The organism is Alphaproteobacteria bacterium, assembly GCA_016870095.1.
Taxonomy (GTDB): Bacteria; Pseudomonadota; Alphaproteobacteria; order Paracaedibacterales; family VGCI01; genus VGCI01.
Genome location: VGCI01000004.1, coordinates 20994 through 46077, shown reverse-complemented (window position 1 = coordinate 46077; position 25084 = coordinate 20994). Strand labels below are relative to the sequence as shown.

General features: G+C 40.3%; 26 protein-coding genes. 13 read left to right on the top strand and 13 right to left on the bottom strand.

Translation table 11 applies throughout. From position 1 onward, the window contains the following. Window position 1: 1 nt before the first annotated feature. From gmd to FJX03_04265, 4 genes are read left to right on the top strand one after another with little or no spacing between them, the layout of a single operon-like run. The gene (gmd, locus tag FJX03_04280) at window positions 2–1045 is read left to right on the top strand and encodes a GDP-mannose 4,6-dehydratase (GenBank protein ID MBM3632909.1); all 1044 of its coding nucleotides are present in this window, start codon (window positions 2–4) and stop codon (window positions 1043–1045) included. Window positions 1046–1059: 14 nt separating this feature from the next. Next, on the top strand, window positions 1060–2004 hold the full coding sequence (locus FJX03_04275; GenBank protein ID MBM3632908.1) for a GDP-L-fucose synthase: 945 nt from the start codon (window positions 1060–1062) through the stop codon (window positions 2002–2004). Between the two features lie 2 nt (window positions 2005–2006). Next, window positions 2007–3407, top strand: coding sequence for a mannose-1-phosphate guanylyltransferase/mannose-6-phosphate isomerase (locus FJX03_04270; GenBank protein MBM3632907.1), 1401 nt, complete (start codon window positions 2007–2009; stop codon window positions 3405–3407). Further along, a complete protein-coding gene (locus FJX03_04265; protein ID MBM3632906.1) occupies window positions 3407–4141 on the top strand; it encodes a class I SAM-dependent methyltransferase in 735 nt (244 codons plus the stop codon). Before FJX03_04270 ends, FJX03_04265 begins: the two co-directional genes overlap by 1 nt. On the opposite strand, the gene FJX03_04260 is transcribed toward FJX03_04265, so the two are convergent. From FJX03_04260 to tsaB, 8 genes are all read right to left on the bottom strand, one after another. Continuing rightward, a complete protein-coding gene (locus FJX03_04260; protein ID MBM3632905.1) occupies window positions 4138–4866 on the bottom strand; it encodes a class I SAM-dependent methyltransferase in 729 nt (242 codons plus the stop codon). The two genes, FJX03_04265 and FJX03_04260, sit on opposite strands and share 4 nt — an antisense overlap. Window positions 4867–4881: 15 nt before the next feature. Beyond that, on the bottom strand, window positions 4882–5715 hold the full coding sequence (locus tag FJX03_04255; GenBank protein MBM3632904.1) for an HlyC/CorC family transporter: 834 nt from the start codon (window positions 5713–5715) through the stop codon (window positions 4882–4884). An 89-nt stretch (window positions 5716–5804) separates the two neighbouring features. Further along, window positions 5805–6317 (bottom strand): rRNA maturation RNase YbeY, encoded by a 513-nt coding sequence (gene ybeY / locus FJX03_04250; protein ID MBM3632903.1) that lies wholly within the window; start codon window positions 6315–6317, stop codon window positions 5805–5807. A 2-nt stretch (window positions 6318–6319) separates the two neighbouring features. Next, a complete protein-coding gene (locus FJX03_04245) occupies window positions 6320–7315 on the bottom strand; it encodes a PhoH family protein (protein ID MBM3632902.1) in 996 nt (331 codons plus the stop codon). Window positions 7316–7354: 39 nt separating this feature from the next. Continuing rightward, the gene (gene miaB, locus FJX03_04240; GenBank protein ID MBM3632901.1) at window positions 7355–8758 is read right to left on the bottom strand and encodes a tRNA (N6-isopentenyl adenosine(37)-C2)-methylthiotransferase MiaB; all 1404 of its coding nucleotides are present in this window, start codon (window positions 8756–8758) and stop codon (window positions 7355–7357) included. Between the two features lie 114 nt (window positions 8759–8872). After that, window positions 8873–9340, bottom strand: a complete 468-nt coding sequence (locus FJX03_04235; protein ID MBM3632900.1) for a MucR family transcriptional regulator — start codon at window positions 9338–9340, stop codon at window positions 8873–8875. Between the two features lie 148 nt (window positions 9341–9488). Next, on the bottom strand, window positions 9489–9938 hold the full coding sequence (gene rimI, locus FJX03_04230; protein ID MBM3632899.1) for a ribosomal-protein-alanine N-acetyltransferase: 450 nt from the start codon (window positions 9936–9938) through the stop codon (window positions 9489–9491). Continuing rightward, the gene (gene tsaB / locus FJX03_04225; protein MBM3632898.1) at window positions 9926–10606 is read right to left on the bottom strand and encodes a tRNA (adenosine(37)-N6)-threonylcarbamoyltransferase complex dimerization subunit type 1 TsaB; all 681 of its coding nucleotides are present in this window, start codon (window positions 10604–10606) and stop codon (window positions 9926–9928) included. The genes rimI and tsaB overlap by 13 nt, the downstream gene beginning before the upstream one ends. Before the next feature lie 39 nt (window positions 10607–10645). Between tsaB and ddpX the strand changes: the two genes are divergently transcribed. Next, window positions 10646–11227 (top strand): D-alanyl-D-alanine dipeptidase, encoded by a 582-nt coding sequence (ddpX, locus tag FJX03_04220; GenBank protein MBM3632897.1) that lies wholly within the window; start codon window positions 10646–10648, stop codon window positions 11225–11227. A gap of 25 nt (window positions 11228–11252) precedes the next feature. On the opposite strand, the gene FJX03_04215 is transcribed toward ddpX, so the two are convergent. Continuing rightward, window positions 11253–12938, bottom strand: coding sequence for a hypothetical protein (locus FJX03_04215; protein MBM3632896.1), 1686 nt, complete (start codon window positions 12936–12938; stop codon window positions 11253–11255). A gap of 131 nt (window positions 12939–13069) precedes the next feature. After that, entirely contained in the window at window positions 13070–13336 is a 267-nt protein-coding gene (locus FJX03_04210; GenBank protein ID MBM3632895.1) for a hypothetical protein, read from the bottom strand. 259 nt (window positions 13337–13595) lie between these two features. Between FJX03_04210 and FJX03_04205 the strand changes: the two genes are divergently transcribed. The 6 genes from FJX03_04205 (at window position 13596) to FJX03_04180 (ending at window position 21313) form a co-directional block, all read left to right on the top strand. Beyond that, window positions 13596–14225, top strand: coding sequence for a sel1 repeat family protein (locus FJX03_04205; GenBank protein ID MBM3632894.1), 630 nt, complete (start codon window positions 13596–13598; stop codon window positions 14223–14225). A gap of 102 nt (window positions 14226–14327) precedes the next feature. Beyond that, window positions 14328–15407 carry a tetratricopeptide repeat protein gene (locus FJX03_04200; GenBank protein MBM3632893.1) on the top strand — a complete coding sequence of 360 codons (1080 nt, stop codon included), beginning with the start codon at window positions 14328–14330 and terminating at the stop codon, window positions 15405–15407. Window positions 15408–15425: 18 nt separating this feature from the next. Then, a complete protein-coding gene (gene murJ / locus FJX03_04195) occupies window positions 15426–16961 on the top strand; it encodes a murein biosynthesis integral membrane protein MurJ (GenBank protein ID MBM3632892.1) in 1536 nt (511 codons plus the stop codon). Window positions 16962–16980: 19 nt separating this feature from the next. Further along, window positions 16981–17991: a tryptophan--tRNA ligase gene (gene trpS / locus FJX03_04190; protein MBM3632891.1), complete on the top strand. Its 1011-nt coding sequence runs from the start codon at window positions 16981–16983 to the stop codon at window positions 17989–17991. Window positions 17992–18251: 260 nt separating this feature from the next. Continuing rightward, window positions 18252–19133 carry an RNA polymerase sigma factor RpoH gene (rpoH, locus tag FJX03_04185; protein ID MBM3632890.1) on the top strand — a complete coding sequence of 294 codons (882 nt, stop codon included), beginning with the start codon at window positions 18252–18254 and terminating at the stop codon, window positions 19131–19133. Beyond that, window positions 19133–21313: a hypothetical protein gene (locus FJX03_04180; GenBank protein MBM3632889.1), complete on the top strand. Its 2181-nt coding sequence runs from the start codon at window positions 19133–19135 to the stop codon at window positions 21311–21313. The genes rpoH and FJX03_04180 overlap by 1 nt, the downstream gene beginning before the upstream one ends. Here the strand turns inward: FJX03_04180 and FJX03_04175 are convergent. Next, the gene (locus tag FJX03_04175) at window positions 21292–22506 is read right to left on the bottom strand and encodes an EAL domain-containing protein (GenBank protein MBM3632888.1); all 1215 of its coding nucleotides are present in this window, start codon (window positions 22504–22506) and stop codon (window positions 21292–21294) included. The genes FJX03_04180 and FJX03_04175 overlap by 22 nt on opposite strands. 148 nt (window positions 22507–22654) lie before the next feature. Here FJX03_04175 and greA point away from each other — a divergent pair, with 148 nt between their 5' ends. After that, a complete protein-coding gene (gene greA / locus FJX03_04170; protein MBM3632887.1) occupies window positions 22655–23131 on the top strand; it encodes a transcription elongation factor GreA in 477 nt (158 codons plus the stop codon). Window positions 23132–23198: 67 nt separating this feature from the next. Here the strand turns inward: greA and trxA are convergent, their stop codons facing one another. Beyond that, window positions 23199–23522: a thioredoxin gene (gene trxA, locus FJX03_04165; GenBank protein MBM3632886.1), complete on the bottom strand. Its 324-nt coding sequence runs from the start codon at window positions 23520–23522 to the stop codon at window positions 23199–23201. Between the two features lie 95 nt (window positions 23523–23617). Then, window positions 23618–24235, bottom strand: coding sequence for a prepilin-type N-terminal cleavage/methylation domain-containing protein (locus tag FJX03_04160; protein MBM3632885.1), 618 nt, complete (start codon window positions 24233–24235; stop codon window positions 23618–23620). 89 nt (window positions 24236–24324) lie between these two features. On the opposite strand from FJX03_04160, the gene FJX03_04155 reads away from it, so the two are divergent. Continuing rightward, window positions 24325–25047 (top strand): 16S rRNA (uracil(1498)-N(3))-methyltransferase, encoded by a 723-nt coding sequence (locus FJX03_04155; protein MBM3632884.1) that lies wholly within the window; start codon window positions 24325–24327, stop codon window positions 25045–25047. Window positions 25048–25084 lie beyond the last annotated feature (37 nt).

The following is a 25084-nucleotide window of genomic DNA, read 5'->3' as shown; positions in this document are numbered from 1 at the left end:
TATGAAACAAGCCTTTATTACAGGTGTAAATGGTCAAGATGGTGCTTATTTAAGTCAATTGCTTTTGGAAGCAGGATACGCCGTTCATGGGCTTATTCGACGGGCTTCAACAAATAATACAGAGCGACTTAAAGGTTTAGAAGATCATCCAAATTTTACCCTCCATTATGGGGATATGACAGATGGCTCCAATTTGATTCGTTTGATTGGCAATATCCGTCCTCAAGAAATTTATAACTTGGCAGCTCAAAGTCATGTGGCTGTTAGCTTTGAAACACCTGAGTATACAGCAAATGCTGATGCTATTGGTCCTTTGCGACTTTTAGAGGCGATTCGTATTCATAATTTGACGGATCAAGTGCGATATTATCAAGCTTCCACTTCCGAACTCTATGGAAAAGTTCAAGAAATTCCTCAAAAAGAAACCACGCCGTTTTATCCGCGCAGCCCTTACGCTGCAGCAAAATTATATGCATATTGGCTAACAGTAAATTATCGGGAAGCCTATGGCATGCATGCCTCTAATGGCATTCTCTTTAATCATGAAAGCTCAACGAGAGGTGAAACGTTTGTAACGCGAAAAATTACCCTTGGCATTGCTAATATTATACATGGTTCAAAAGATCCCATTTTCTTGGGAAATTTAAACGCGAAACGTGATTGGGGGCATGCGAAAGATTATGCAAGAGCCATGTGGTTAATGATGCAGCAACCCCTACCCGATGACTATGTTATTGCAACGGGGGAAACGTATACGGTTCGTGAGTTTGTATCCCTAGCCTTTGAGGTGGCAAATATTCCGATTGTGTGGTCTGGTGACGGTCTTGAGGAAAAAGCCATTCGTAAAGACACAAATGAAATTGTTATTGCTATTGATCCAGCCTTCTTTCGTCCTGCAGAAGTTGACATGCTTATTGGTGACTCTTCAAAAGCAAAAATGAAGCTGGGTTGGGAACCAACAATTTCTTTTCGAAATCTAGTAAAAGAAATGGTGGAAGAAGATATACACAATTTCTTAACAAGAAATACGATATTGTTGGGATGAGCGTGGAAATACTTATGAACAAATATGATGCTTTTTTTGGCAAAAAAATTTTTGTTGCTGGTCATAGGGGAATGGTTGGCCAAGCTCTTGTTCGAGCGCTTGAAAAGAGCAATTGTCAAATTCTCACAATTTCAAAATCAGAATTAGATCTAAAAGATCAAGCTGCTGTTCGCAATTGGTTCGAAAAAAATAAACCAGAGATAATCTTCTTAGCAGCGGCAAAAGTAGGGGGAATTTTTGCCAACAACTCATATCCTGCGGATTTTCTATATGATAACTTATTGATTCAGCAAAATGTTATCGGTGCGGCTCACGATTTTAAAGTTGAGCGCCTTATTTTCTTAGGATCATCTTGTATATACCCACGCCTAGCACCTCAACCTATGACGGAAACTTCTCTTCTATCCGGGCCGTTGGAAGAAACAAATCAATGGTATGCCTTAGCAAAGATCGCGGGGGTAAAACTTGTGGAGGCATTTCGTAAACAATATGGAGATGATTTTATAAGTTTGATGCCAACAAATCTGTATGGACCGGGAGATACGTATGATCTTCAAAACAGTCATGTCATTCCGGCGATGATTCTAAAATTTCATGAAGCCAAAGCTAGAGGCGACTCCCAAGTCACTTTATGGGGGACAGGAACGCCCATGCGAGAGTTTTTGCATGTGGATGATTTAGCAGATGCGTGCTTGTTTGTTGCAAGCCATTACTCAGACAAGGCACCCATTAACATTGGAACAGGTAAAGATCTCAGTATAAAAGAGTTGGCGATAAAAATTGCTCATGTGATTGGCTTTACGGGGGACATTCATTTCGATCCTACTCAATTAGATGGCACACCCAAAAAACTTTTGGATATATCAAAATTATCCGCTTTAGGGTGGAAAGCTAAAATAGAATTAGAAGATGGATTAAAGAGTACTTATGAAAGTTTTTTAAAGAGATATACATTATGAAAATTCAGCCCGTGATACTTTGTGGTGGCGGAGGAACGCGCCTTTGGCCTTTATCCCGCACTTCCTACCCTAAACAACTTCTTGCTCCGTTGGGGGGTCTTAGCTTACTTCAGCAAACAGTGAAGCGATTTTCGAAACCAGAGTATGAAATTCCTCTCATCATTAGTAATGAGCAATACCGTTTTTTGGCGGCGGAACAAATGCTTGAAATTGGCATTACCAAAGTCCCCATTATTTTAGAGCCATCTGCACGTAATACAGCGCCGGCCATGGCTTTAGCGGCCCACTTTATTAAAGATCCAGAAACCTATATTTTGTTCTCTCCCTCGGACCACCAAATCATCAATTCTGAAGTCTTAGATCAGGCTATTCAGCACGCAAAGCTTGCAGCAGACCAGGGTCAAATTGTTGTTTTTGGTATTCCTCCCACGGGTCCAAAAACAGGATATGGATATATTATTCCTCAATCAAAAGAACTTGCGCCTAAAGTTTTCGGGGTTAATAAATTTGTAGAAAAGCCTGATGTTGAAAGGGCAGAGGAACTGCTTCAATCCTCTTGTTTTTGGAATAGCGGATTGTTTTTTGCAAAAGCAGAAGTTTTTCTCCAAGCGCTGCAAGACCATTTGCCTACAACCTATAAATGGTCTCTTTCTGCCATTCAGAAGGCGAAACCAGATCTAGATTTTATTCGAATTCCTGAAGAAGAGTTTGACCAGTGTGACAATATATCTATAGATTTTGGTGTTATGGAAAAAGCGACCAACATTGCCGTAGTCGGTTGTGAGGATATGGGATGGTCAGATGTGGGTAATTGGCAAACCGTTTGGGAATTAAATTCTAAAGACGAAAACGGTAACGCCATAATTGGGGATGTCATTACCCAAAATGTAAAGAATAGTTATATTAGAGGTGATGGATTGCTTGTTTCCGTCATTGGCTTAGAGGATATTATTGTCATCGCCTCTAACGATGCAGTTTTGGTTGCTAACAAAGCCAAAGCAGAAAAAGTAAAAGAAATTACGACACATTTACGTCATAATTTACGGTCTGAACTTGATTTTCACAAACGGGTTTATCGTCCTTGGGGTTATTACCAAGAAATTGAACTGGGTGAGCGCTTTAAAGTGAAACGCTTAATGCTCAAAAGCCAATCGAAAACTTCTGTTCAAATTCATTATCATCGAGCAGAGCATTGGGTTGTTGTAACGGGAACAGCAAAAGTCCTGATTGGCGAGACGACTCAACTTGTCCATGAAAATGAATCTATATATATTCCCGCAGGAACTGCTCATAGTGTTGAAAATCCGGGAAAAATTGAGCTTCATCTTATTGAAGTTCAATCGGGCAGTTACCTTGGGGAAGACGATATTGTTCGTATCAAAGATATTTATGGACGTACTTAATGTCGATCGAAACTTTACAAGATCATCGGGAAATATGGCAAAAAAAACCTGTTTTAAAGGCAATTTACCATGATTTCTATCAACGGGTTGTCAAGTCCAGCGTTTCTGGTTCTACCCTTGAAATTGGGGGAGGTACTGGGAATTTAAAGGAGTATCTTCCGCAAGTGATTTCGACTGATATTATTTCATCTCCTTGGGTGGATTGTGTTTGTGACGCCCAATCCCTCCCCTTAAGAGAGGGGAGTCTTTCCAATATCGTTGCAATCGATGTCCTTCACCACATTGAACGTCCCGTTCGCTTTTTTAATGAAGCCGCATACTTGTTACGTCCTGGCGGTCGGATTATTCTTTTGGATCCGGCAATTACCCCTTTAAGTTGGTTCTTTTATCACTTTATTCATGAAGAACCCGTTCTTCTTAAATCAAATCCCTTAGAGGATGGTCCGCTTTCTGCCACTCGCAAACCCTTTGATGCGAATCAGGCTATACCCTCTCTATTATTTGGAAAGTATAAGCATTCATTTTCTGAATTATTTCCAGACCTTCAAATTATTGAGAATTCCTTTATAAGCTTATGGTGTTACCCACTTTCTGGGGGCTTTAAACCCTGGTCTTTAATCCCTTCATTTATGGTCAAATCGCTTTTAAAGTTTGAGAGAAAAATAGAACCTTACCTTGGCCGTTTCTTTGGGTTCCGCCTATTTATTGTGCTGGAAAAAAGGGATGTCTCTTAAAGTTTTTGTAAGAATACAGTGCGCGCATGCAGTTCTCTCATGAGAAAAGCTAAGCCAGGTAATGCTTTTATAATTTTTGGAATTTTCTGAAGGCGTCCTTTGGAGTGTTTTATGAATAAATCTTCTCGAAATTCTACACGTTTAAATAAGACTTTAAACTCTCGATAGAGTTCCCCAGTAGACAGATAATTGAGATTATTTAGACAAAAATTATAATTTTCCTCTTGGACATCCCTCCAGGGTTTTCCTTTTTGAAACTGATTTCGAATTCCTAATTTTGACCAAAATCCGAGATATGTTTTAGAAGAAAAAACTCCCGCAAAGGGAACAAAAATATGGGGTTCAACTATGCGCCATTTTGAGGGGAAAAAATGGAGACAAATCCCTCCAGGTTTTAGGAGGTCATAAATTTGCTGAAGTGTTTGAGAATAATTTGTAACATGTTCTAATACTTGATTTGAAAAAATAAAGTCAAAGCTGTTATAATGAGTTTCTATTTCCTTTGAAGAAAAGAAAAAGTGGGATGGGTCGTTTGGAATGTCTAAATTTAAATAATTTTGTATGTCATATCCGTAGACATTTTGATATCCCTGTTCACCTAACGCTGATACAGCTGTGCCAGCTCCACAACCAAAATCCAGAATTTTGCCTCTATTATTAAGCTCTATTCCCATATCTTTTAAAATATTCTGGGTTAATTCTATTTCAGTAAAATGATCAGACATAGTTAGCAATTCACTCTATTCGGGCTTCTCTCTTTTTGTCACAAGTTTCTCAATACCACGGATGTAAAGTCTTTTTACGCGGCGAGGATCTGCGTCAACGACTTCAATTTCTAAGCCAGCAGGATGGGTAATCAGCTCCCCACGGGCTGGGACACGTCCAGCAAGGGCTACCACAAGCCCCCCAAGGGTGTCAATTTCGTCTTCAAGTCCCTCCACAATAAGATTGATACTATATTTTTCTGCGATTTCTTCGAGGGTTACACGGGCATCCGCTACAATTGTGCCGTCTGCTCGTTCCACCAGTTGATAACTTGGGGTACGATCTTGAGCATCCTGAATGTCACCAATAATTTCTTCTATTAAGTCTGGAAATGTCACCAACCCATCTATTCCGCCAAACTCATCAACCACCATAGCCATTTTTGTCCCTGTTTCCCGCATTTGAAAAATTAAATCGAGAGTGCGCATTGTGGGAGAGATAAATAAAACATCTCGAATTAAGGATTTGATATTCAAAGGCTTCTTGGTTGATGACCAGCTTAAAACATCTTTTGTCTCAATCATTCCAATCACATCGTCTAAATTATTCCTATAAATTGGAATACGTGAATAACGGCAGCGGTTCAGAACAGACAACAATTCTGGTCCTGTAACTGTAAGAGGAACGGCAATGATGTCAACGCGGGGGATCATGACATCTTCGGCTGTCAAATCTCGCAGATTTAAAACGTTGCCCAACAATAAGCGTTCGTCAGACTCTAGGGAGGGGTTAACTTCATCCTCTGTATCTTCGATAAGTTCTTCAAGGGTTTCTCGTAGGCTGTTATCTGCATCGGAGCGCATCAACATCCGCCACTTTTGTTTCAACCAGTGAAGGAATTTTGTGGGGAAAGATAGTTCAGAATCTTGGTCAGGCATACTTGTCATTATATTATTTGTCATTCTTCGTAAGGGTTGGGAATCATTAAAGAAGATAGAATCTTTATTTCTAAAGACTCCATGGTGGCAGCATCGTCGTCCTTTTCATGATCAAAACCAAGTAAATGGAGTGTCCCATGTACTGTCAAATGGACTAAATGTTTTTCAAAATCTTTCTTTTGTTCGTTTGACTCTTGTTGAATGGTTTCAAAAGCAAGAACAACATCTCCCAAAATAATGGGAGATTGTTCAGGTTTATTTTTATAAAGTGGAGCTATTTCATCTGGATTTAAACTAGGAAAAGCAAGCACATTTGTGGGTTTGTTTTGGCTCCTATAACTTTTATTTAACGACTGAATTACAGCATTATCAGTTAGTAAAATGTTGATTTCAGATGAATGTTCCCAATTTAATTGATGGAGTGTTTTTAGGACGGCAGGCTGTAATAATGACTCCCAATGTGCAGTAGAATTTTCCCAACAGGGCCTGTCGATAATAACTGTAATTTCTATAGAAGGTTCAGGGTCAGGCATTTTTAATAATCAACCAAGTTAAGGCGGCTTTTCGTATATTGGTCATACGCACGCACAATTTTTGAAACCAGTGAATGACGCACCACATCCTCATCATTAAAGTTAAGATAACCAATTTCTTGAACCCCTTCAAGAGCTCGTATTGCGTCTTTTAAGCCGGATAATACTCCTGCGGGCAGATCAACTTGCGTTAGATCACCTGTAATAACCATCCGAGAATTCATTCCCATGCGTGTTAAAAACATCTTCATTTGAATAGGTGTCGTGTTTTGGGCCTCATCCAGAATTACAAAAGCATTACTAAGCGTACGGCCCCGCATAAAAGCCAGAGGAGCGACTTCAATTTCTCCATTACTCATCCTTTTCACTACTTGTTCTACAGGTAACATGTCATGGAGAGCATCATAAAGAGGGCGCAGATAAGGATCTATTTTTTCTCGCATATCTCCCGGAAGAAAACCAAGTTTCTCACCGGCTTCGACTGCAGGTCTTGATAAGATAATTCTATCAATTTGTCCCGATAAGAGTAAGGATACACCATAAGCAACAGCTAAATATGTTTTTCCTGTTCCTGCCGGCCCAAGGCCAAAGACAAGATCATAGGTTTGCATCATTTTAATATATTCGGCCTGATGAGCTGATCGAGGAAAAACAATCCGACGCTTGGTGGGAATAGAGATTTCTTCACCTTCGGTTGTGAGTCCATCGCGATCAAAAGTAACGGCGGAGCTGACCATTCGAATGGCCGCATCGACATCTTCAATTTCGACTGGGCGGCCTTTTAAAAATTGAGAATATAAATATTGAAGAGCTGTCTTTGCATAACTAATCTCTGGCTCTGGACCAGAAATGGCAATTTTATTACCCCGTAAAGCTATGGAAACCCCGAGGCGCTGTTCAAGGCGCAATATATTGCTGTCTTGGGGGCCAACAAGGGTGGATAATGCTTGATTGTCCTCAAATTCAACAAAAACGACTGGGTTGGTTTCTTTAGTCAAATAATAAAATCCTTTTTTATAGTATTGCGCAAGAAACGTTTACAATTCGTGAATAACAATTTCTCCTGACACACTATTCGGATGAGCTTGATCAATACGTACGTCGACAATTTGGCCAAATAAACGTTCTGGGCCCTCAACGACCACAGATTGCATGAAAGGTGACCTGCCAATAAACTGACCCTTTTGACGTCCTCTTCGATCGAGTAAAACCGGCTGGATAGTCCCTACAGTTTTTAGATTAAAATCTATCTGCTGTTGATTAAGAAGCTCTTGTAGTCGTTGCAATCGATGTGTCTTTACTTCCTCTGCCACTTGAACCTCCATGGCTCCGGCAGGAGTGCCTGGACGAATACTATACTTAAAGGAATAGCTTTGGGCGTAGCCAACACGGCGAACTAAATCGAGAGTTTTTTCAAAATCTTCTTCTGTTTCTGAGGGAAAACCAACAATAAAGTCCGAAGACAGGCCTATCTCGGGGTTAGCTAAGCGTAGTTTATCAATAATATCAAAATAAGTCTGTGCGGTATGTTTGCGATTCATGGCTTCCAAAATACGATCACTCCCTGATTGCACAGGCAAATGAAGGAAAGGCATGAGAGCGGGAACATCTCGATGGGCATCAATTAAATTCTGATCCATATCCCGAGGATGTGAAGTGGTATAGCGTATACGCTCTACACCCAAATCCGCTAATTCCCGAATCAAGCGTCCTAATCCCCAATCTTTAGATTCAATATGGTCGGATAGAGGGGCTGTACCATGATAAGCATTTACATTTTGTCCTAACAGGGTGATTTCTTTTGTCCCTAGGGAGAGAAGATGTTTAGCTTCCGCTAATATTTCAGTTGCGGGACGGGAATATTCAGCGCCCCGTGTATAAGGGACAACACAGAAGGTACAAAACTTATCACACCCTTCTTGAATAGAAAGAAAAGCAGAAGCTCTGGACTCTGTAGTTTGAGGTAAGTGGTCAAATTTTGATTCAACAGGAAAATCAACATCTACGATCCCCAAGCCTCTTTTTTGATTGGGTTTACGTGCTTTTTCAGCAGCTCGAGTCGCTTTGGCTACCATTTCAGGAAGGCGGTGGTAAGTTTGGGGACCAAAGACCATGTCAACATAAGGCGCTTGACGCATAATCTCAGCCCCTTCAGCTTGAGCAACACATCCGCCAACAGCTATAACTGTATCATTTCCTTGGGCACGACGATCTTCGCGCTTGTCACGCAATCTTCCCAAATCAGAGAAAACTTTTTGCTCAGCTTTTTCGCGAATATGACACGTATTCAGGATGACCATGTCTGCATCATCAGGGTTTTCTGTTAGCTTATATCCAAGGGGGACTAATATATCTGCCATCCGCTCAGAATCATACACATTCATCTGGCAGCCATAGGTTTTAATGTAGAGTTTTTTAGGGGGAAGAGTTTGTAGAGACATGAAGTTCAAGTGCCAACGTTCAGGGTTAAAAAGATCATAGGCCAGAGGTTAGGAATTAGGAAAAATATTCCTCATTATTTCCTAACCCCTCTAAACCCTGATATCTAAACTTTGTTATGCAACTTGTGAGATATTATCTACGCTATCGATAACTTTTAGCTTTTTACGGCGATGACGCGACATTCCCAAACCGCTTGATTTTGCAATCTCGCTCCGACGTTTTGCATAATTAGGAGCAACAACAGGGTAATCAGATGGTAGACCCCAGCGCTCACGATACTGTTCAACGGTTAGGTTATAAACTGTCTTGAGGTGACGTTTAAGCATTTGTAGTTTTTTGCCATCTTCTAAGCAAACTATGTAGTCATCCGTAATAGACTTATTAATTGCAACAGCTGGTTTTGGACGTGTCGTTAAACCCCCTTGAATGCCATCAGTACTCAAATTAGAAAGAGTGATAAAAATCTGTTGAATAACACTTGGCAACTCAGTAACGCCAACAGAATTATTGGAAGTGTGTGCTGCGACAATTTCAGCTGTTAAACTAAGAAGTTCAAGGCGTAAGGGTTGTTGTTCTGACATAGTTTGCAAATCCTCTATTTATTATAGTTCAGTCCTTGATTTTATAAATGCAATAGAGAAAAAGAACAAGTCTTTTTTTCATAATCTTAAATTTTTTTAAAATGTATAGTGATTTGATGGATTAAAGAAGGCGCAAGGGTTATGACGTTCAATTTTCAATTGCCATTATAGATGCAGAAATAAAAGTACCATTATTACGTTGATAATAATGAGGACGACTGCCCACAATTTTGAAACCGATGGAATTATAGAGATTTATGGCTGTCACATTATCTATAGCAACTTCTAAAAATGTCTTAGTACAATGAACGGATTTTAAGAAATTCATCAGTTCTATTAACAAATAACGCCCTATCCCTTGTCTTTGCGAGGTGGGATGGACAGCAAAGGTTAATATTTCGGCTTCATCTTCTAAAATGCGAGCCAAAATAAAGCCAACCGGGGCTCCGGATAAGTTATTGGCCAGCCAACCACAAGTTATGTTTTCTTTTAACAAATGATCAAAAGTTTTTTGTGACCATCCGTCTGGAAAACAAGCTGCATGAATCTTTTCAAGATTCTCTCCATCCTCAATTGTTAAAGGAACTAGAGTGAGCATAATTTTTGCTTTACGAATACTGGGTCGTGTAAGTAATAGGGATGTAATGTTTGCGCATTTTTTTCTTGCCTATTTTGCAGCGAATTATCGGTCTTAATTAGCTCGTGCAAACAGAGATGAATGAGATTTTCTGCCCCCAAATTTGTGGAGGTTTTTACGCGATTTGAATTGGGATGATGCTCTAAGAAAGTCTCTATCTCCTCCTCAGTTTGAATGATACCGGGGAAGAGGGTATTAAGATTTTCATCAAACCCTTGGCTATAAAAGCTATCTCTTTTTGTTGATAAGGTAACTAAATAAGACCCTTTTCTTTCTTTCCAGGCCCCAAAGGCTAGCAACTGAAAAGTTGTAGGTGCAAAGCCTTTTGCTTTTGTGGAGAGCAGAAGACCTTGTGCGGTTGCTAATCCAAGACGTATGCCTGTAAATGAGCCAGGACCCGTAGGCGTAGTTATGATATCTAAATCTTGAAAAGTGATCCCTTGGTCGGTCAAAATATTTTGCATCATGGGAATTAAACAGGCCGCTTGACTGTGAGGGCCCGTACCTAAAGGAATGGCCAATTTATGAAGATGTCCTCCTGTCCACAAAGCTAGAGAGGCTTCGTCATACGAGGTATCAAAGGCAAGAATATTTATCGATTGCGGGGGGGAATTACTTAGTGTATTCATAAAAACAGCATTATATATTTGTTAAAGGGGCATGACATTATGACGCATACTCAAGCTGATACCTATAAGGATCTGAGTGATTCTGCCAGTCTATCCCATTCCTCTCTTGTTGAAATTACGGAAGCTTCCCATAATATTCTCCTTGAATTACGTTATGCAACAAAAAACAACATTACGGGCGCAAGAATTTATCATGATGATCGTTGTTTTATACATAAAGATGCCGATGTCTTATTAAGAAAATCTATTATTCTTGCTCAGGAACAGAATTTAAAAATTAAAATTTTTGATGCTTATCGCCCGCGTTCTGTCCAAGAGGCTCTTTGGGCCCATTGCCCTGATCCTAATTACGTTATGCCCCCCGAAAAGGGATCGCACCATACGCGAGGGGTTGCTATTGATTTAACTTTAATAGATGCATCAGGCAAAGAATTAGATATGGGAACAGATTTTGATGACTTGTCTCCACGGGCTCATCATGGCGCTTCTACCCATGCACCGCAAGTAGCCGCCAACCGGTATATGTTATTGGGCATTATGATGAGTGCAGGATGGGATTTTTTCCAGAATGAATGGTGGCACTATCAAGTTTTTAAAGCTCGAGATTACCCCTTAATTTGAAAACCATTTATAGTATTATATTTTTTTAACTGTCCCCCAATTCGAAGGGGTGAGGATCATCGATATACTCGTTATACAAACGCTGATCAGCGTTGTCAGGTTCGGAAGGTGATTCCATAATGCTGGCACGTAAAAGAATCACGAGCTCAATAACTTCGTTCCCATCGGCAGTGGCGGTAAACAGCGGTCCTATGAAAGGTAAATCACCTACGATTGGGACTTTGGCTGTTCCATTAGTCATTCGCGTCTCCATCAATCCCCCCAAAACAGCTATTTCACCGGATTGAAGGCGTAACACAGAATCAATTTCTCTCACCTCCACAACAGGAATGAGGGAAGGTTTGAGTTGCCCCGGGGTATGGGATTTTGCATTGGCAAGGGCGATTTCTACAGCCGGATCGCTTACAGAATGGGTTAAACGGGAGATTGTTGGGCGAAGAGAAAGAATAATGTGTCCTGTATTTTGATCAATCGACGGTTGTACAGACATCACAAGGCCGATAGGTACGGTCTGAATATCACTGGACACGTTTATACTTTCACGATTCGCGGATAGATTAAGTTGTTTGTCATAATTTAAGCGGAAATAAACTTGATTTTGAGCAACTTTTAAAATGGCCGTCTGATTATTCATAACAGTAAGGCGTGGGCTTGATAACGTTCGTGAAGCACCGAACTCTTCAATGGCTTTCAAAAGACTGGAAAAAGTTTTTCCATGTAATCCAATAGAAAACATCGTGGTTTGAGCGCTTGAAGGATCCAAAAAACGACTGCGTTGGGCTAAATCTCCAAGTCCAATGTCTGCATGAAAAGCTCCCCCTATTAATTTCTGCCAATTAATGCCACTTTTAAATTCATTTTTAAGGTTCACTTCAATAACTTTTGTTTCAATTAGAACTTGGGATGAAACCACTTGTCGCAATGTATCAATATATTCTGTAACAAGTTTATGATGACGACTTGTCCCATAAACGGCAACGAGCCCACCTTGGCGATGAAGGCTATACCGAGGTCTTATACTATCATTGTCATCGGATTTTGTTTGGGATGGCGTGGTCAAAATAATTTTTAAATTTGCATCAAGTTCTGCCCAAAAGTCATTATTTACTTTTCCATTTATTGCTGTATTCGATCCGTTGTCTGCAGAGGATTTGTTATCCTTAATACTCGAAAATACATCTGTTGCGATGGAAATGCGATTTTCAGCTGTGCGCGCTAAATTTAAAAATGAGAGAGGATAGTTAACAGCGTAGGGTGTATCGACCTCGACTCGAATTGATTGCCCTGAAATTTGGTAACGTAACCCTGTGAGTGTACAAATGTCATTTATAATGTCAATGAAGGGGCGCTTGTTTGCTGAAAAGATTATCCTCTCACTTACTTTTGAATCTAATTGAAGATCAATCTTTGTTTGTTGAGCCAGTTCTATAAATGCATCTTTTAAAGGAACTTCTTCCGAAATGATAACGGAAACAATTTTTTTAAAGATGGGGGGTAGGGGGCTGGACAGCTTGTTAGACTTTTTAAAATTGGATTTTAGGGGTTTTTGAGTTTTCTCTGGTGCATTCTTCAGCTTGTGAATATGAGTCTGATTTAAGATATCAGAAGGAGAATTTGGAGGTGAGAAACAGGAGGTTAAACCAAAACTTATAAGACAGAAAAACGGTAGGGGACGTAAATCTATTCCGGCTAAGCTTCGCTTTTGATTCATTTGTATTGCCTTACGTTTTCCATCATTCAGCTAGATACAATTACTACCATTGCGAGTAAAGAAAATGCAAGATCATAAAAAAATCCGCCTTCTAAGTGATGGCGGATTCACAGGAGATTTTTAGGAAAAGATTATATGAAACGTTTTTTTCCACGGCCGGGCTTTAAAATTTTAGATCCTTCCGCTTGCCATGTAGAAATACGCCGATCGTTTTGATTAAAAGCTCTTACAGCTTCTAGGACAGCACCCGCCAATACTTCATCCGACATTTTAGTCGCTCCGCAGCGATTTAAAATTGTCGTAATTTGATTTTTTCTTTTTTCTTCAAGTTTTTTCTTGCGAGATTGCAACTTATTAATTTGACTATCAATCGTTTTGAGGCGTTCACTCGTTGCCATTATTTTTTCCTTTCCTAATAAAAAATTCCTCTACTGTATTTAAAATATTTTAAATAAAGAAATACGAGCAGCTGGAGTTTATAATATTCATGGACCGAAATTTGTCAAGAAGATAAAATTTTATTATTTTAAAAAAGAGGGAGAAATCCCACAAAAACAGTGGTATAATTACGCTTATAAAGACAATTGTCCATCAAAATTGATCTAAATTGTCGCACACATTACTTGTATTGATCGTTTTTTGAAAGATTATTCCAAAATGCGTAGTTCTAAAAAAATCTTCATCAATATTTTACAAAAGCTTCACACTATTCTAATCTTACTTTACGCAATTACGCCTGCCTATTCTTCTTTAGAGGTTGGTGAAACTTTAATGAACAATGGTAAATTTGATGAAGCGATTTCCACCTTGTCTCCTTTTGCTGCACAAGAAAATCCCAAGGCTCTCTATCTTTTGGCAGGTATATATTTATCTAAAAATTCTCCACACCTAAACTATCAAATGGGGAGGAAACTTTTAGAGCGAGCCGTAGCGCTTAACTATCCTCCGGCGATGGATGAGCTTGCAGGTTTATATCTTACAGGGGAAGGCGTAGAAAAAAATGAAGCGAAAGCCCTACAGTATTACATACAAGCATCGTACAAGGGTTATGGGCCCAGTCAATTTAATTGTGGAATAATGTACAAAGAAGGTCGGGGAACAGAAAAAGACTATACAAAAGCCTATTTTTATTTATGTTTAGCGTCCCTAAACTTTAGGGACTTAGATAGTCTCACAGAAGATGCCGCTAGGTATAGAGACGAACTTGTTCCCTTCCTCAACCCTGATCAACGTCAAAGGGCTCTTAGTCAGGTGAATGCCTTAACACTTCCCGAAAATTCTTTTTAAATATCTGTAAAAGTAATGTTCAGAAATTTAGTCGCACTATTTTTGAAATTCTGCTAAAAACGGTTATGATTAAAGATTTCAAGTTCGATAAAGGATATACTAATGAGTTTGCCAAAGCAGCAGGCTAAGCCTCTTACTTTCACCTATGCACTATTTTTTGCATTTAGTTTGATTTTGGTAATATTTTCTCCCATTTTTGCAGGGGACTCGAGCACCACAGTTGGTGATTTAAGTGCTCGCATTGATGATCTTGAACGACAACTTACCGAGGGACATAAAAAATCGGATGATGCCAATCCCGGCGATCAAGTAACCGGTGATGATTTGAGACGTCTGAAAGAGGAAATAAGGGCATTAAAAAGTGATGCAGATGACAGAAATCGTCTCCGGGAAGATTTAAATGCTTTAAGAGCCGACATGAGAGAGCTGCAGGAAGAAAACAGAAGTTTAAAATCAGGAAAGTCATCAAAGAAAAGTCCATCGTCAGACGCAGCTGATGAAAAGTCCGAATTAAAGGAGAAGGAAGATGGGCACAAGCCAAAAAAACCGGCACTTCAAATGACACATTCTTCCAACGAATCTTCTGGTGAATCCATAGGGGAGGATGATGCCGAAGCGGTGTTGATGCTTCTTGAGAAATCTGTATCAGATGAAAATGAATCTTCAGATTCAATCGGGAAAAAGGGTAAAAAAGATATTGATAGGGTCCGGGAAGCTGCGACCAAAAATGCGGATGATACAGCCCCATCTCTAACTGCTGGAAACGGAGATGATCAATATAATGAAGCTTTAGCACTTCATGACAAGGGCGCTTACAAAAAAGCAGAAAAAGTTTTTGGAGAATTTATTAAGTCCCATCCTAATGATCCATTAGTATCGAAAGCTATGTTTTGGAAAGCTGATTCGTGTCTACGACAAAAAAACTACAAGGATGCCAAAATTCTCTTAGTAAACGCTTATAAAAAGAATCCCAAAGGTCCTAAGGCACCGGATTGCTTGTTGAAGTTGGGTGAAATTTTAGCCATACAAGGTAAGAAAGAGGACGCGCGCACAGCATGGAAGAAATTGAAGTTAGATTTTCCTCACATGACTTCTGAATTAAAAGCAGAATTAGCGAGTTTACAAAAAACTTATGGCGTGGACCAAAAATCGGATGCACCTAAGTCAGCCTCTCGTGGCTAAACTTGGATCAGTAAAGATATGAGACTTGTTCGTGCTATAGCAACCGTTGGCGGGTATACCGGTGTCAGTCGCATTTTTGGACTGGTACGGGAAAGTCTTATGTCGCATATCATTGGTGCGTCCCCACTTACAGATGCTTTTCTGGTGGCCTTTAAATTCCCCAATTTCTTTCGTCGTTTTTTTGCAGAGGGTGCTTTCAACGCCTCATTCGTTCCCCAATTTTCCGGACAACTGGCCAGTGAGGGTCTTGAGTCTGCAAAATTATTAGCAGAACGGGTTATGGCTGTTTTAGGAATAACATTATTCTTCTTTGTCATAGTTATTGTGATTGCAACTCCTTGGGTGATGGGAGTGATAGCGCCTGGGTTTTCAGCAACACCCGAACGACTGGAAATGGCCATAACCTTTACACGCATTACCTTTCCTTACATTTTTTTTATTTCAATAGCTGCCTTATTAAGTGGTGTATTAAATTCATTAGATCGCTTTGCAGCCGCTGCCGCAGCTCCGATTATTCTCAACATCATTATGATAGGGGCTATGCTCATCTTTTCTTACGCAGATCTTGCGACCGGTAAGGCTCTTTCTTGGGGTGTTTTTTTGGCGGGAATTTTACAATTAGCTTGGTTATATTGGGAGTGTTGGAGAACAGGATTTCGCTTAAAGATTCGAAGGCCTCGTCTTACGCCGGAAGTGAGAAAGGTGATTCGCCTTATGATTCCGGGCGCCATTGGAGCCGGCGTTATGAATATTAATTTGCTTCTGGATATGGTATTTGCCTCCTTGCTTGCATCTGGATCAATTTCTTACCTTCATTATGCAGATCGCTTAAACCAACTTCCTCTCTCCCTTTTTGGAATTGCAATGGGGACGGCTCTTTTGCCCTCATTGTCACGTCAAATTCGTTTGGGAGAAGAAGATAAGGCCCGTGCCACCCAAGGATTGGCTGTTGAATTATCTCTTCAATTAACAATTCCCGCGGCTTTAGGTTTTATCTTACTCTCTTATCCGATTATTGATTTGTTGTATGGGTTAAAAGGTGACGAAGTGGCGGCAACAGCTGCTGCGTTGGCAGCATTTGCGACGGGAATTCCAGCTTATGTTTTGAGCAAAGTTTTTGTCACTGGTTTTTTTGCCCGTCAGGATACAAAGACTCCTGTGAAGATTGCTGTCATTAGTATTTTGTGTAATTTAATTCTCAACATCATCTTAATGGGTCCTTTTGCCCATGTGGGCCTTGCTATGGCAACCTCTATTGCAGCTTGGATTAACGCCGGGTTACAGCTTCTCATTCTTCACAAACGAGGATGGTTTTTTCTGACACGCCAAGTTCAAGTCACCGCCTTAAAAGTTTTTGCATCTGCAGCTGTCATGGGAGGGGGAATTGTTTTTGCCCGCAATCTCTGGCTTGAGAGGATGCCAGAAACTTTGCTTCTTCAAATTGTTTCTGTTTTTGGAATCATCTTCTGCGGTATGATTATTTTCGCAGGCATGGGACAATTAACAGGTGCCTTTAATCTGACCCATATTCGCCAGGCGCTAAGGCGAAATTAATTGTTTAGGAGAGTCAAATATGACACGGATTTTTTCAGGTATTCGCCCAACGGGTGATATTCATTTAGGGAACTATTTGGGTGCAATCCGGAATTGGGTTTCTATGCAATATGAGATGGACGAGAACCTCTTTTGTATTGTGGATTTGCATGCCTTAACAACTTTAGAAGATGTGAAAGGACTTGCTGAAAATACACGTATCGTGGCGGCAGCGTATCTTGCGAGTGGAATAGATTTAAACAAATCAACAATTTTTGTTCAGAGTCATGTACCTACTCATACTGAATTGGCTTGGATTTTTAGTTGTATTACACCTATGGGCTGGCTCAATAGAATGACCCAGTTTAAAGAAAAAGCAGGTAAGCATCGAGAAAATGCTTGTTTGGGTCTTTATGCTTATCCGGTTTTGATGGCGGCTGATATGCTCATTTATAAAGCAACTCATGTGCCCGTTGGCGAAGATCAAAAGCAACATGTGGAAATAACGCGCGATATTGCGGGTTTATTTAATCGTCAATTTGATCGAGAGGTTTTTCCTTACCCTGAACCTATTATAAGAGGAGCAGGCATGCGGGTTATGAGCTTGCGGGATGGAACGTCTAAGATGAGTAAGTCTGATCTTTCTGAATATTCACGTATTCATATGATGGATGATGCCGATACGTTGGCCTTAAAAGTTCGAAAAGCGAAGACGGATACACAAGCGCTCCCGGCAGAAGTCAAAGATCTAGAGGTTCGGCCTGAAGCTGCCAATCTTATTAATATCTATGCGTGTCTTTCGGATCAATCGGCAGCACAAGTTTGTGAAACTTTTGCGGGAAAAGATTTCTCGAGCTTTAAAAAGGAACTCACAGAGCTTCTCATGGCAAAAATTTTACCGATTGGCCAGGAAATGCATCGGTTGTTGAAAGATAAAGGTGAGCTGGATCAAATTTTGAACCGTGGGGCTGTGCACGCAAGAACTCTTGCGGAAAGTCATATGAAAGAAATCCGCGAAGCTATGGGTCTTCTAGCACCCCAGGGTTTGTAAAATTAAAAATCCCCATCTTAAAGAACATAAGCTCCGGGTAGACTCTCTTATTTTCACAAGAGACTTTCCTTTAACCTAAGGGACGTTTCTAGGGAACATCGTTGACGACTGTACCCAACAATCTTGACAAATTAAATAAATTAATTTAGAAATATTAAGCCTTTGGCATTGCATTCAAAGAATTTCCTCAGTTACTATTTTAATGTGGAACATTAGAATTAGTCGCGTCTTATCATTAGATTTTATTGGACAAAATACTCATGTCAAACGTCTATCAAAATCAAGATCGTGATGAACTTAACAAGCATTACGTTCGTCAAATTCGAAACTTACCCATGCTCACATTGGAAGAGGAGTATGAATTAGCTAAGAAGTGGCGGGATGATGGTGACTCACAAGCTGTAGAGCAGCTTGTTGCAAGCCATCTTCGACTTGTTGCAAAAGTTGCCAGCGGCTATCGAGGATATGGTTTGCCTTTAAGTGATTTGGTCGCTGAAGGAAACATTGGCATGATGCAAGCCATGAAACATTATGACCCGGATCGAGGATTTCGGTTATCCACCTATGCCATGTGGTGGATAAAGGCAAGTATTCAAGATTACATTTTACGTACCTGGTCCCTTGTTAAAATCGGTACAACTTCGGCTCAAAAACGGCTCTTCTTTAGTTTACGCAAAGCTCAACGTCAAATACATGCTTTTGAAGAAGGGGAACTGAATCCGGAAATTGTTGCAGCTTTAGCTAAAAAACTATCCGTAGATGAAAGCGAGATTCATGATATGAATCAGCGGCTTGCGGGTGATCGTTCCTTGAATGTCACGGTAAGGACGAGTGAGGAAGAAGCGCCGGAGTGGATTGAATGGTTAGTTGATGATCGCGAAAATCAAGAAATGCAGACAATTCATTCTGATGAGTTATCTAAACGAAGAACTTTGCTTGAAAATGCTATGACTTGTCTTAATGAACGTGAACATCAAATATTTAGGGAGCGACGACTTAAAGATCCCCCCTTAACCTTAGAAGAAATTAGTGCAAACGTTGGCATCTCGCGTGAGCGTGTTCGTCAAATTGAGTTTCGATCTTTTGAGAAAATTCAAAAGGAAATTAAGCGGTTAGCGGTTGAAAATTATCGGGCAAATTAATGCGAAATTATACGTCATCTCTTACAAATTTCTTAAAAATCTGTTTGGTCATTATAATAATATTTTGTCGAGGGGTTTACGGGGGCGAAGGCGATCAGGTTAAACTTTCCCTTATTTCTGGATCAACAACTGTGGGGAGTGACACAACGCTTATGTTGGGTTTACGGGCCCAAATTGCTGCGGGTTGGAAAACCTATTGGCGTTCACCTGGGGTGGCAGGTTACGGATTTAACCTCACGTGGGAGGGGTCAAAAAATATAAAATCTGTAACCATAATGTGGCCGTTTCCCCACCGCTATCAAACAGAATTGGGATCTGTGAATGCGTATAAAGGAGAAGTCATTTTTCCGCTTCAGGTTGAATTAATAGATCCTTCACAGCCTATGCAGGCTGTTTTACAAGTAGACATGCTCGCGTGTGATGAATCAAATTGTTTGCCCGTGATGGGGGATGTAAAATTAGATTTACCACCCGGCAAAAAAACCTTAAGTTCTGAAGAGTCCCTGCTTCAAAAAGCCATGACCAGAGTTCCCAAACGAGAAAAATGGTTCAATCAACAGGGAGAGGCACAAGCTTTGGAACAACAGACTTCCGCAAGAAGTCAGCGTGATTTCCAAATTAAGAGTGTAGAGGTTTTGGGAGAGCAAGATACATCCCCTCGTCTTAAAGTCACTGCCCACAAATCCCAAGGAACTTTTTTGAGAAATGAGTTGCCAGATCTCTTTATTGAGCTGCAGGATCTATTCGTTGACGTTCCTCAAATTTCGTTATCTAAAGACCAAAAGACAATCACTTATGTTGCCTCTATTTTTTCAGATGATCAACACAAACCCACCTACATACCTAACCTTGTGGGGAAGCCCGTTACTTTGACCATGGGCAGCGAATCAGAGGCTTTTGAAGTTCAGGCCATTGTGAAAGCCGAAACTCTCGGGATGATCTTTTGGGTGACTATGTTGCTTATGGCCTTTATTGGGGGATTTATTTTAAATCTTATGCCGTGTGTTCTTCCCGTTTTGTCCTTGAAGGTTTTGTCGGTTATACGTCATGGGGGAGGGCATCAGCATGCTGTTCGTCAAGAATTTTTAGCTACCGTTTTGGGTATCCTTTTTTCTTTCCTTCTCCTGGCGGGAGGGGCAATTCTTCTTAAACTTTCAGGTCATGCTGTTGGGTGGGGTTTACAATTTCAAGAGCCTTATTTCATTATCGCCTTGATTGGTATTTTGACATTATTTGCCTGTAATTTGTTTGGCTATTTCGAATTTCGATTACCTGCTTTTTTGTCTTCTCTTGGCGGAATTTCCCCCCATAGAGAAAGTTTGGCAGGGTCTTTTCTTGAAGGAAGTTTAGTTACGGCACTTGCGACTCCTTGTACAGCTCCTTTTCTGGGAACGGCATTGGCGTTTGCATTGGGTAGGGGGAGTTTGGAAATTCTATCCATTTTCCTAGCCATGGGTATTGGTCTTGCTTTGCCTTTTCTTCTTATCGCCTTTTTTCCACAAACAGCAACAAGACTTCCCAAGCCTGGCTCATGGATGGTGACAGTTAAATATGGTATGGGTTTCTTAATTGCTTTGACAACTGTTTGGTTGGCTTATGTTTTAATTGCCGAAATTGGACAAATAGGTGCAGCTCTGGTTGCCGTAATTATGCTTATCATTTCCGTGGTATTAAAGAAGTCCAAGAATGGTTCGGAAGTGAGTAAAAAAATGGCGTGGTTGGGAGCCAGTCTTTTGATTATGGCTAGCTTTGCTCTTCCCCCATTGATGACACAAAAGAAAGCAATAATCGCCTTTGAAGAAAAAAAAATATGGCAGCCTTTTAAACCTGAGCTCATCACAAAATATGTGAAAGAAGGTAAAACAGTCTTTGTCACGGTCACAGCAGATTGGTGTTTGACCTGCCAAGCAAATAAGTACTTTGTTCTCAAGCAAAAGGAAGTTCTAGAGGCTTTTCAAGCCCCAAATGTTGTTGTGATGGAAGCAGATTGGACGAATCGTGATCCTAAAATTACATCTTACCTTAAAAGCTTTAACCAATATGGAATACCCTTTTATACAATATATGGGTGCAAAAATCCGACTGGTGTCTTCCTAGGGCAATTGCTCACTCCAAGTAAAATTTTGCAAAATCTTCAGAAAGAAACATGCCCCCGTTCTCATATCCAAGATCGGAAGTGAGAAGGTTTGCCAATATGGTATCCTTGCAAGTATTCCACATTCTCTTGAGCTAACGCCTGCGCCGTAGGGGCATCTTCTACCCCTTCTGCTACACATTTAATTCCATAAGGTTGAGTGAGAGCCATAATGGCTCGAATGAAATGAATATTATTAGAATCTGCTTTCAAGTCTTTGACAAACTGAGCGTCTATTTTAACAGTTTGAACGAGGTCTGATTTTAAGTGTAATAGGGACATATAGCCTGCACCAAAATCATCAATCGAAATGGGGCATCCGAGGTCATGTAATTGTGTCATAAATTCTATAGATTCATTCATATTTTGAAAAACAGAGGTTTCGGTTAATTCAACAATAAGACGCCCTTGCAAGTCTGGACGGGCTCGCATTTGAGCTTTTAATGTATCTAACCATCGGGACTCACAGGCTGTAATGGCAGAAACGTTGATGGCCAATCTTACATGTCGATCGTTCATCAATTCTTCAAGAGCAAGTTGTTGAATTTTTTGATCGATGAGCTGGATTAAACCACTCCTCTCGCATTGAGGTATAAAATGCGCTGCAGGAACAATTTGTCCTTGGTCATCGACTAGTCTTGCGAGGCATTCATAATAATATAGCTGTCGAGAATGAGTGTCGACGATAGGTTGAAAAGCTAAAAATAAGCGATTCTCGATAATTCCTTGATTGATTAAGGGCATTGTCTCCATTAGTTTATTTGAAGAATCAGGAAAAGCAATTGCCGTTTTGTGCATAACCTTGTGTTTGTGAAGGATGTTTTTGGAGCATTCAATTTCATGTTCAATTGCTTTAATGGCTTTGGCTGCATTATTTTCTTTGAGGAATGTACCCCTCACGGAAGTCAAAACGCCACTAAATTTGGAGGCTTTGAGTTTACGACGATAGAGCATACTTTCAATAACATACTGAGTCCATTGGAGAAGTCGCTCAGTGCAATCATCAAGGCAAATCACCCAAGAATCTTGGCTAAAGCGAATGATCATATCTGTTGCCCGAACATTTCTTTTTAAAATAGGGTATAATTGCGAGGCTAAATCTTCGATATGATTTTGTTGTTCATTGACATGATCCAGTACAACAACTATAAATGCCTGTTGTTTGTGAAATCGAGCGGCGTACTTTAGGACGTCGTCAATTGATGCTGAAAAAGTACTGGATAATGCATTTATCATCATGGTATTAACAGTTGTTCAACCTTTCCCCTTTAGACTAAATGAAGAAAGATTAACAAAGTTTGAATGTTTGGGCTTGCCAATATCATAAGAGTGATATATTTTGTGGGCTTATAATTTATAATGCAATTTTTTAAGTGGATTCAATGATATGGAAAAAAAGATCCCCATGACGGAAAAAAGCTATCTTCAGCTTCAAGAAGAGCTTCGTCACCTAAAGCAAGTTGAACGGCCGGCCGTTATTCGCGCCATTGCTGATGCACGTGAACATGGTGATCTGTCTGAAAATGCTGAATATCATGCAGCTAAGGATCGGCAAGGTTTTATTGAAGGCCGTATTGCCGAACTTGAGTCGAAAATTAGCCTTGCCGATGTTATAGATGTTTCTAAGCTTTCTGGGGAAAATATTAAGTTTGGAGCCACAATTACCTTAGTTGATGAAGATACAGAAGAAGAACATCTTTATCAGATTGTTGGGGGAGATGAGGCAGATATTCGCCAACAGAAGCTATCGATTACTTCTCCCCTGGCGAGAGCCCTAATTGGCAAAACAATTGGGGATATGGTTGAAGTTACAACACCAGGCGGAAGTCGAGCCTATACTGTGTTGAAAGTTGAATTCAACTAGGAAGCTTTAATCGAGTTTTTTTGTAATCCCTAATGTATACAAAAAAACTCGACGATCTATAAACTAACTAAACTGCCGTTCCTACCCACTCGATAATCTTCGTCTTCGTAACAAGTCCTACCTTTGTCGATATAGCCTGGCCATTTTTAAACAAGGCTAACGTTGGGATACTGCGTACACCGAGTTGAGCGGGCATTGAGGGATTTTCATCAATATTCAATTTTAAAATTTTTACCTTTCCCTCTAGCTCTTTGGCGACTTCTTCCAAAATAGGAGCAATCATGCGGCAAGGGCCACACCATTCTGCCCAGAAATCAACGATAACTGGAATATCAGATTGCAGAACATCTTTTGTAAAATTTCCATCTGTTGTATGGTTTAGGGAGGACATATTTATTTCCTTTCTTAACCTTTTAGAAAGTTTTTCTTCCTATAAGGGCTTATTTAATGATTGGTACAAGACTATACATATAAATATCACGCCCTTTAATTCAATTCCACCCTTAGAATGCAATTTGGTGTATTCACTGTAAAGTTAAAGACACCTTCTCGTATACAGCTTCCATTAGCCGCACCTGAACCTTCAGTAATGAGAATTTGTCCGCCTAAGGGGTCTTTTTCACCCGCTTTTGCTTTAAGCGTGGCGGCCTGTTTTGGGGTCAAAAGTCCGGCCTTTTCTGGTTGAGAGAGGACAAGGAAATTCTTTCTTAAAGCCAAATCACCCTCAACACTAAATTGCCCACCCAATTTTGAGGAGGGAGCCGTTAATTCGGGAAGGTGTGCAGCTTTGGCCAAGTGAATCCAAAATTGAGTTTTTTCTCCCGCGCTAAGAATCCCATTTCCTTGACCATTCTCCACACTATTGCCAAAACGCATTTTAGCTTCCGAATCGTTGCCTGGCCATTGTCCAAAGGTGTCATGATAAAGAGAAACGGCAGTGCGTATACGTTCAATTTCATTTAAAACAGCTCGATATTTTGCGGCTTCTAAAATATCCTGACCTTTAAAAATAGCCCCTGTGAGAATACCAATCACAATTAAAACTAAAGCGAGCTCAATGAGACTAAATCCCGATAAGTGTTTTGGTATAGTTTTGTAGTTCATGATTTCACTCCCATTAAATTTTATTCAAAAGTTACCTTTTTTTTGGTAATCTCTCAACTACTATAAGTAGTCATAATTAAGGAGAAATCATGACGCGATTGTATCATTCAGACGATCTGTTTGCGGATCAGGTTTTGATTTTAACAGAAGGGCAAAATCATTATTTGCGCCATGTTTTGCGAGCAAAACTGGGAGATAGATTGGGAGTATTTAATGAGCGAGATGGCGAATGGTCAGCCGTATTAACCACGCTATCAAAGACAAATTCCGCAATGACAATTGAAAGCCAAGTTCGACCTGCAGTTGGTGTGCCAGAGGTTTCTTTGTTCTTTGCTCCCCTGAAGCATGACCCTCTGATTTTTCTGATGGAAAAGGCTACAGAATTAGGAGTGCGTCACTTCCACCCAGTGATGACGGAGCGGTGTAATGTATCTAGAGTCAATCCCGAACGCTTAACGGCGGCGACAATTGATGCCGCACAACAATGCGAGAGATTCGACATTCCCAAACTCTATCCGTTACTGCCATTAAACAAGGCATTAAGTTCTTGGGATAGTCACATTCCCTTGTTTGTTTGTCAAGAACGTGGCGAGGTTCCTTCCATTAGAGAAGCTTTAAGTTCTTTGCCTGTCAAAGCTCCAGTTGGATTTTTTGTTGGCCCAGAAGGCGGGTTTTCTTCTCAAGAAATATGTTATCTTAATTCATTTTCATTTACGAAATTTATTAGTTTAGGGCCGCGCATATTGCGGGCAGAAACCGCAGCACTTGCTGTCTTAGTGAGTTACCAAACCGTGGTAGGAGATTGGGTATAAAAATTTTCATTAGAGAATTTTTATTCACCTATCGATA